The following is a 7,253-nucleotide window of genomic DNA, read 5'->3' on the forward strand; positions in this document are numbered from 1 at the left end:
CTTTTGTCACATGGCCATTTTTTCGCCACTTTCGTTTGATCGATCATCGATCAGCGATTTACAGTCGTCCGCGGACCCCACCCGGGTCCAACGACCCTGTCCTGCCCGTCAGGGATTTTCTCCACCACCTCTCCTTTGTCCGGAAGGCGGCGCACACCGATGTCCGACCCCGTAGGAAAGCTTCCGAGCGAGCTCGACCAGCTCCCGGACCGCGACACCGAGGAGACCGCCGAATGGGCGGCCTCCCTCGACGCCGTCGCACAGGCCGCCGGTACGCGCCGCGCCGAATACCTGCTCCGCCGCACGCTCCAGCACGCCGAGGCCGCCGGCCTCGCGCTGCCGAAGCTGCTGGAGACGGACTACGTCAACACCATCCCCACCGCCGCGGAGCCGGAGTTCCCCGGTGACGAGGCGATGGAAGCCAGGATCACCGCCTGGAACCGCTGGAACGCGGCCGCCATGGTGACCCGCGGCTCCAAGTACGGCGTCGGCGGCCACATCGCCACCTTCGCCTCGGCGGCCTGGCTCTACGAGACCGGCTTCCAGCACTTCTTCCGGGGCAAGGAGTCCGACGGATCGGGCGACCAGCTCTACATCCAGGGCCACGCCTCCCCCGGCATCTACGCCCGCGCCTTCCTCGACGGCCGGATCTCCGAGCAGCAGCTCGACCTCTTCCGGCAGGAGTCGGGCGGCAACGGCCTCCCGTCCTACCCGCACCCGCGGCGCCTGCCCTGGCTGTGGGAGTTCCCGACGGTCTCCATGGGCCTCGGCCCGCTCTCGGCGATCTACCAGGCGCGGTTCAACCGCTACCTGCACAACCGGAGCATCAAGGACACCGCCAACTCGCACGTCTGGGCCTTCCTCGGCGACGGCGAGATGGACGAGCCCGAGTCGACCGCCGCCCTGGCCCTGGCCTCCCGCGAGCAGCTCGACAACCTGACCTTCGTCATCAACTGCAACCTGCAGCGCCTCGACGGTCCGGTCCGCGCGAACTTCCGCGTCGTCCAGGAACTGGAAGCCCAGTTCCGCGGCGCCGGCTGGAACGTCATCAAGTCCCTGTGGGGCTCCGCCTGGGACGAGCTCTTCCAGCTCGACACCACCGGCGCCCTGGTGCGCCGCCTGCGCGAGGTACCGGACGCGCAGTTCCAGACGTACGCGACCCGCGACGTGGCCTACATCCGCCAGCACTTCTTCGGCGCCAACGCCGAGCTCGTGCAGCTGGCCGGTGTGCTCTCCGACGCGAAGATCGCCGAGTGCTTCCACACCTCCCGCGGCGGCCACGAGCCCCGCAAGGTCTACGCCGCGTACAAGGCCGCGCTGGAGCACAAGGGTGCTCCGACGGTCATCCTCGCGCAGACCGTCAAGGGCTACACGCTGGGCGCCGGGTTCGAGTCGAAGAACGCGAACCACCAGATGAAGAAGCTGACGGTCGACGAGTTCAAGGACATGCGCGACCTCCTCGGTCTGCCGATCCCGGACAGCGCCTTCGCCGACGGCCAGGTCCCGTACGGCCACCCCGGCGCGAACAGCCCCGAGGTCCAGTACCTCAACGAGCGCCGCGCGGCGCTCGGCGGCCCGGCCCCGGCCCGCAAGGTCAAGCACGTGGCCCTGCCCGCGCCGGCGGACCGTTCCTTCGCCCCGCTGCTCAAGGGCTCCGGCAAGCAGGAGATGGCCACCACCATGGCCTTCGTCCGGCTCGTCAAGGACCTCATGCGGGACAAGGAGACCGGCAAGCGCTGGGTGCCGATCGTCCCCGACGAGGCCCGCACCTTCGGCATGGAGTCCCTCTTCCCGTCGGCCGGCATCTACTCGCCGCTCGGCCAGACGTACGAGCCGGTCGACCGCGACCAGCTCATGTACTACAAGGAAGCCAAGGACGGCCAGATCCTCAACGAGGGGATCACCGAGGCCGGCGCCATGGCCGACTTCATCGCCGCCTGCACGTCGTACGCGACGCACGGCGAGCCGATGATCCCCTTCTACATCTTCTACTCGATGTTCGGCTGGCAGCGCACCGCCGACCAGATGTGGCAGCTCGCCGACCAGCTCGGCAAGGGCTTCATCGTCGGCGCCACCGCCGGTCGCACCACGCTGACCGGTGAGGGCCTCCAGCACGCGGACGGCCACTCGCACCTGATCGCGTCCACGAACCCGGCGTCGCTCAACTACGACCCGGCCTTCGCGTTCGAGATCGCGGTGATCGTCAAGGACGGCCTGCGCCGGATGTACGGCGAGAAGCCGGAAGACGTCTTCTACTACCTGACGGTCTACAACGAGCCGAAGGTGCAGCCCGCGATGCCCGAGGGCGTCGAGGAAGGCATCATCAAGGGTCTGTACCGCTTCAACACCGCGGCCGACCTGGCGGAGGCGGCCCCGGCCGCCGACGCCCCGAAGATCCAGCTCATGGCCTCCGGCACGGCGATCCACTGGATCCTGGAGGCGCAGAAGCTCCTCGCCGCCGAGTGGAACGTCTCCGCCGACGTCTGGTCCGCCACCTCGTGGGGCGAGCTGCGCCGCGACGCGCTGGAGTGCGACGAGGCCCTGCTGCGCGGCGAGGTGCGCACGCCGTACGTCACCCGCGCGCTGGAAGGCGCCCAGGGCCCGGTCCTGGCCGTCTCCGACTGGATGCGTCAGGTCCCGGACCAGATCAGCCAGTGGGTCGAGCAGGACTACACCTCGCTGGGCACGGACGGCTTCGGCCTCTCCGACACCCGTGAGGGTGCGCGCCGCCACTTCGGCGTCGACGCCCAGTCGATCGTGGTCGCCGCGCTGGCCCAGCTGGCCCGCCGCGGCGAGGTTCCGGCCTCGTCCGTGAAGGAAGCCCGCGAGCGCTACGGCCTCTGAGCCCGGGCGCTCCACCGAGCACCGAGCACTGAACACCGAGCACTGAGCCGAAAGGCCGGTGTCCACCCCTTCCGGGGGCGGACACCGGCCTTTCGCCGTACGCGCGGTGGCGGGTGGGGGTCGCAGCCGTGATGCTGGAGCGGTGATGGACGAGACGGAGTTCTGGGAGATCGTCGACAGCACCCGCGCGGCCGCCGGAGGCGACCCCGAGGACCATGCCGACCTGCTCGTGGAACGGTTGGTGCGGCTCGACCCGGACTCCGTCCTGGACTTCGCCCGGCACTTCGAATCCCGGTACAACCGCGCGTACACCTGGGAGCTGTGGGGGGCGGCCGCCGTCCTGCTGAACGGGGCGAGCGACGACGCCTTCGACTTCTTCCGCTGCTGGCTGATCGGCCAGGGCCGGGAGGTCTTCGAGGGCGCGGTGCACGACCCGGAGCACCTCGCGGAGCTGCTGGGCGACTTCGACGAGGAGATCGACGGGGACGGCGAGGAGCTGGGCTACGCCGCCGACGAGGCGTACGAGCAGCTGACCGGCGCGCAGCCGCCGGACCTGGGCGTCCCCGAGCAGGCCGCAGAGCCGGAGGGCACCGTGCTCGACCTCGAGGACGAGGCCGGGCTGGCGGAGCACTTCCCCCGGCTCTGGGACCGCTTCGGCGGCTGAGGAGCCGCTCGTCAGTAGTGCGTGCCGCCGTCGATGCGGATCTCCGTACCGGTGATGAAGGCGCCGTCCTCCGAGCCGAGCATCGCCACGACGCCCGCGACGGTCTGCGGTCCGGCGAAGCCCTGGCCGAGGGCCGGGGCCAGCTTGGTGAACAGGCTCCAGTCGGTGTCCTCGGGCAGGCCGGGGCCGTTGCCCGTGGTCATCCCGCTCTCGATGGAGCCCGGGGCGACGGCGACGAAGCGCACGCCCTGCTTGCTGTACTCGGCGGCGAGGGCGTGGGTCATCGACTGGATGCCGCCCTTGCTCGCCGCGTAGGCGGCCATGTAGGGGTGGGCGAAGGACGCCGAGGTGGAGCTGAAGTTGACGACGACCGGCTGGTCGCCCTCGATCAGCGCCGGGATCGCCTCGCGGATCATCAGGAAGGTGCCGGTCAGGTTGACCGCGATGACCTTGTTCCAGAAGTCGAGCGTCGTCCGGTGGGTGTGCGCGGAGCGCAGGATCCCGGCGGCGTTGACGAGTACGTCGAGGCCCCCGAGGGCCGCGACGGCCTCGGCCACGCCCGCCTGTACGGCGGCCTCGTCGGATATGTCGAGGACCGCGGTGGTGAGCGCTGCGGCGTGCCCGTCGGCCGCCGCCCGCTCGGCGGTGGCCTTCAGACCGGCCTCGCTGACGTCCACGGTGTGGACCCGGCCGCCCTCGGAGAGGATGCGGTGGACGGTGGCCTGGCCGATGCCGGAGCCACCGCCGGTGATGAGGACGCGACGTCCTTCGTAACGGTTCATGGGACCGAGCGTACGACTCGATGGCACGTTTTGCCAGCATGTCAATGAATGCCGTCCAATGCTATGGGCAGAGGTAGGCTTCGGGGGTGAGATCTCCCCGTCCGTACTCTCCCCAGCCCGGCCCCGCAGCGCAGTCCCTGACCGAACGGCGCAAGGCCGCCACCCAGCTGGACATCGCCCGCGCCGCCTGCGAGCTCTTCGCCGAACACGGCCCCGACGGCACCACCGCCGAGGACATCGCGCACCGCGCGGGCGTCGCACTGCGCACGTTCTACCGCTACTTCCGCAACAAACAGGAAGCCGTGGCGCCGCTGCTCGCGGGCGGGGGCGACGAGTGGCGGGCGCTGCTCGCCGAGGAGCTCCCCGGCACCCCCCTGGCCGAAGCCCTGGAGCGCGCCGTCACCCGCTCCCTCACCGACCTGCTCTCCGTCGGCGAGGGCCTGGAGGTGACCCGCGGCCTGCTGCGCGCGGCGGCCGGCGACCCGGCCCTGCGGGCCGTCTGGTACCGGGTCAACCAGGAGTCCGAGGAACAGCTGGTCCCCCTGATCGCCCGACTGGCCGGCCCGGACGCGGACGCCCTGTCGGTCCGCCTCCTCGCCGCGGCGGCCACCGACGCCATCCGCGTCGCCCTGGAGGTCTGGTCCACGACGGACGGCCCCACCACGGGCCCGGGCTCCCCCGCCGCCCTCGCCCTCCGCTGCCTGCACGACCTGACGAGCGGCATGCCGGCGGTGCGGTGAGCGACGGCGTGCGGGAACGCCCGAGGGCCGCCATCCCGGTGCGGGATGGCGGCCCTCGTTGGTGCTACGGCGCGGCTTAGAGGTCGAAGTACAGCTCGAACTCGTGCGGGTGCGGGCGCAGGGCGATCGGGGCGATCTCGTGGGTGCGCTTGTAGTCGATCCAGGTCTCGATCAGGTCGGACGTGAAGACGCCGCCGGCCTGGAGGTACTCGTTGTCCTCCTCCAGCGCGCGCAGCACGGCGTCGAGGGAGGTCGGGACCTGCGGGACGCTCGCGTGCTCGTCGGGCGAGAGCTCGTAGAGGTCCTTGTCGATCGGCTCCATCGGCTCGATCTTGTTCTTCACGCCGTCGAGGCCCGCGAGGAGCAGCGCCGAGAAGGCGAGGTACGGGTTGGACGACGGGTCCGGGGCGCGGAACTCGACGCGCTTGGCCTTCGGGTTCGAGCCCGTGATCGGGATGCGCATCGCGGCGGAGCGGTTGCGCTGCGAGTAGACCATGTTGACCGGGGCCTCGAAGCCGGGCACCAGGCGGTGGTAGGAGTTCACCGTCGGGTTGGTGAACGCCAGCAGCGACGGCGCGTGCTTGAGGATGCCGCCGATGTAGTAGCGGGCGGTGTCCGACAGGCCCGCGTAGCCGGCCTCGTCGTAGAACAGCGGGTCGCCGTTCGCCCACAGCGACTGGTGCACGTGCATGCCCGAGCCGTTGTCGCCGAAGATCGGCTTCGGCATGAAGGTCGCGGTCTTGCCGTTGCGCCAGGCGACGTTCTTCACGATGTACTTGAAGAGCATCAGGTCGTCGGCCGCGGCGAGCAGCGTGTTGAACTTGTAGTTGATCTCGGCCTGGCCACCGGTGCCGACCTCGTGGTGCTGGCGCTCGACCTGGAGGCCCTGGGCGTCCAGCTCGAGGGAGATCTCGGCGCGCAGGTCGGCGAAGTGGTCGACCGGGGCGACGGGGAAGTAACCGCCCTTGTAGCGGACCTTGTAGCCGCGGTTGTTCTCCTCCGAACCGGTGTTCCAGGCGCCGGCCTCGGAGTCGATGTGGTAGAAGCTCTCGTTCGCGCTGGTCGCGAAGCGCACGCTGTCGAACACGTAGAACTCGGCCTCGGGGCCGAAGTACGCGGTGTCGGCGATGCCGGTGGAGGCGAGGTACGCCTCGGCCTTCTTCGCGATGTTGCGCGGGTCGCGGCTGTAGGCCTCGCCCGTGATCGGGTCGTGGATGAAGAAGTTGATGTTCAGCGTCTTGTCACGACGGAACGGGTCCAGTCGAGCCGTCGACAGGTCCGCGCGCAGCGCCATGTCGGACTCGTGGATCGCCTGGAAGCCGCGGATCGAGGAGCCGTCGAAGGCCAGTTCCTCGTCCGGGTTGAAGACGCCTGCGGGGATCGTGAAGTGCTGCATCACGCCGGGCAGGTCACAGAAACGGACGTCGACCATCTTGACGTCGTTGTCTGCGATGTACTTCTTCACTTCGTCGGCGTTCTGGAACATCCAACTCCTCCTACTCCCGGCCCCGGGGGAGGGACGGGTTGCATAGCTCGTGGTGCGTCAGTGCGGTGCCGCACGCTGACCCGACCATAAGCAGACGGGATTTCTCAAGCATGACCCATTTGTTTCGCACAAGTTAACCAGGGTCCCGGCGGAGGCCGCGGGAGCACCACGGGTACCGTGGTCGGGTGGACAACAGGCAAGCAATCGGATCGTGGCTGTCCGGCCCCCGCGCGGCCGCCGAGGACATGGGCGCCGACTTCGGCTACCCGGGCCAGCAGCTGGGCCTCCCCAAGGAGGGCCCGGGCTCCGTGGCCCGCTTCGGCCGCCGGCTGGCCGCCGTGGCCATCGACTGGACCGGCTGCCTGGTCATCACGTACGGGCTGATCACGCACGGCGAGTCGACCGCTACGGGCAACTGGACCCTGGGGCTCTTCGTGGCCCTGGCGATCCTCACGGTGGGCACCGTGGGCTTCACCCCCGGCAAGCGGATCCTCGGCCTCCGGGTGATCTCGGAGAACGGCGGGCGCCTCGGCTTCGGCCGCGTGGTGCTGCGCACCCTGCTGCTGGCCCTGGTCATCCCGGCGGTCATCTGGGACCGCGACGCCCGCGGCCTGCACGACCGCCTCGCGCGCGCCGTCCAGGTCCGCATCTGATCCCGGTACGCGAAGTGGGGGGGGGGGCCGGGGGGGGGGGGGGGGGGGCCCCACAGTGGGGGGGGGGAAAAAAAAAAAAAGGAA

6 protein-coding genes are annotated in these 7,253 nt (G+C 70.0%); 4 read left to right on the forward strand and 2 right to left on the reverse strand.

Annotation, left to right across the window (positions count from 1 at the left end; genetic code table 11):
* Positions 1 to 159 precede the first annotated feature (159 nt).
* Positions 160 to 2,844 carry a pyruvate dehydrogenase (acetyl-transferring), homodimeric type gene (gene aceE / locus ACFWAR_RS33815; RefSeq protein WP_385785687.1) on the forward strand — a complete coding sequence of 895 codons (2,685 nt, stop codon included), beginning with the start codon at positions 160 to 162 and terminating at the stop codon, positions 2,842 to 2,844.
* Positions 2,845 to 2,989: 145 nt separating this feature from the next.
* Positions 2,990 to 3,508 carry a DUF4240 domain-containing protein gene (locus ACFWAR_RS33820; protein WP_385785690.1) on the forward strand — a complete coding sequence of 173 codons (519 nt, stop codon included), beginning with the start codon at positions 2,990 to 2,992 and terminating at the stop codon, positions 3,506 to 3,508.
* A gap of 11 nt (positions 3,509 to 3,519) precedes the next feature.
* On the opposite strand, the gene ACFWAR_RS33825 is transcribed toward ACFWAR_RS33820, so the two are convergent.
* Positions 3,520 to 4,290 carry an SDR family NAD(P)-dependent oxidoreductase gene (locus ACFWAR_RS33825; protein WP_385785693.1) on the reverse strand — a complete coding sequence of 257 codons (771 nt, stop codon included), beginning with the start codon at positions 4,288 to 4,290 and terminating at the stop codon, positions 3,520 to 3,522.
* An 86-nt stretch (positions 4,291 to 4,376) separates the two neighbouring features.
* On the opposite strand from ACFWAR_RS33825, the gene ACFWAR_RS33830 reads away from it, so the two are divergent.
* A complete protein-coding gene (locus ACFWAR_RS33830) occupies positions 4,377 to 5,030 on the forward strand; it encodes a TetR/AcrR family transcriptional regulator (protein WP_385785696.1) in 654 nt (217 codons plus the stop codon).
* 76 nt (positions 5,031 to 5,106) lie between these two features.
* Here the strand turns inward: ACFWAR_RS33830 and glnA are convergent, their stop codons facing one another.
* Positions 5,107 to 6,516: a type I glutamate--ammonia ligase gene (glnA, locus tag ACFWAR_RS33835; RefSeq protein ID WP_385785699.1), complete on the reverse strand. Its 1,410-nt coding sequence runs from the start codon at positions 6,514 to 6,516 to the stop codon at positions 5,107 to 5,109.
* 185 nt (positions 6,517 to 6,701) lie between these two features.
* Between glnA and ACFWAR_RS33840 the strand changes: the two genes are divergently transcribed.
* On the forward strand, positions 6,702 to 7,169 hold the full coding sequence (locus tag ACFWAR_RS33840) for an RDD family protein (RefSeq protein ID WP_354383732.1): 468 nt from the start codon (positions 6,702 to 6,704) through the stop codon (positions 7,167 to 7,169).
* Positions 7,170 to 7,253: the final 84 nt, after the last annotated feature.

The organism is Streptomyces sp. NPDC059917 (assembly GCF_042730635.1).
In the GTDB taxonomy this organism is placed as follows: Bacteria; Actinomycetota; Actinomycetes; order Streptomycetales; family Streptomycetaceae; genus Streptomyces.

Coding starts and splice junctions, on each gene's coding strand:
- ACFWAR_RS33825 (WP_385785693.1), bottom strand. CDS start 4,290: ATGAACCGTTACGAAGGACGTCGCGTCCTCATCACCGGCGGTGGCTCC.
- glnA (WP_385785699.1), bottom strand. CDS start 6,516: ATGTTCCAGAACGCCGACGAAGTGAAGAAGTACATCGCAGACAACGAC.
- ACFWAR_RS33820 (WP_385785690.1), top strand. CDS start 2,990: ATGGACGAGACGGAGTTCTGGGAGATCGTCGACAGCACCCGCGCGGCC.
- aceE (WP_385785687.1), top strand. CDS start 160: ATGTCCGACCCCGTAGGAAAGCTTCCGAGCGAGCTCGACCAGCTCCCG.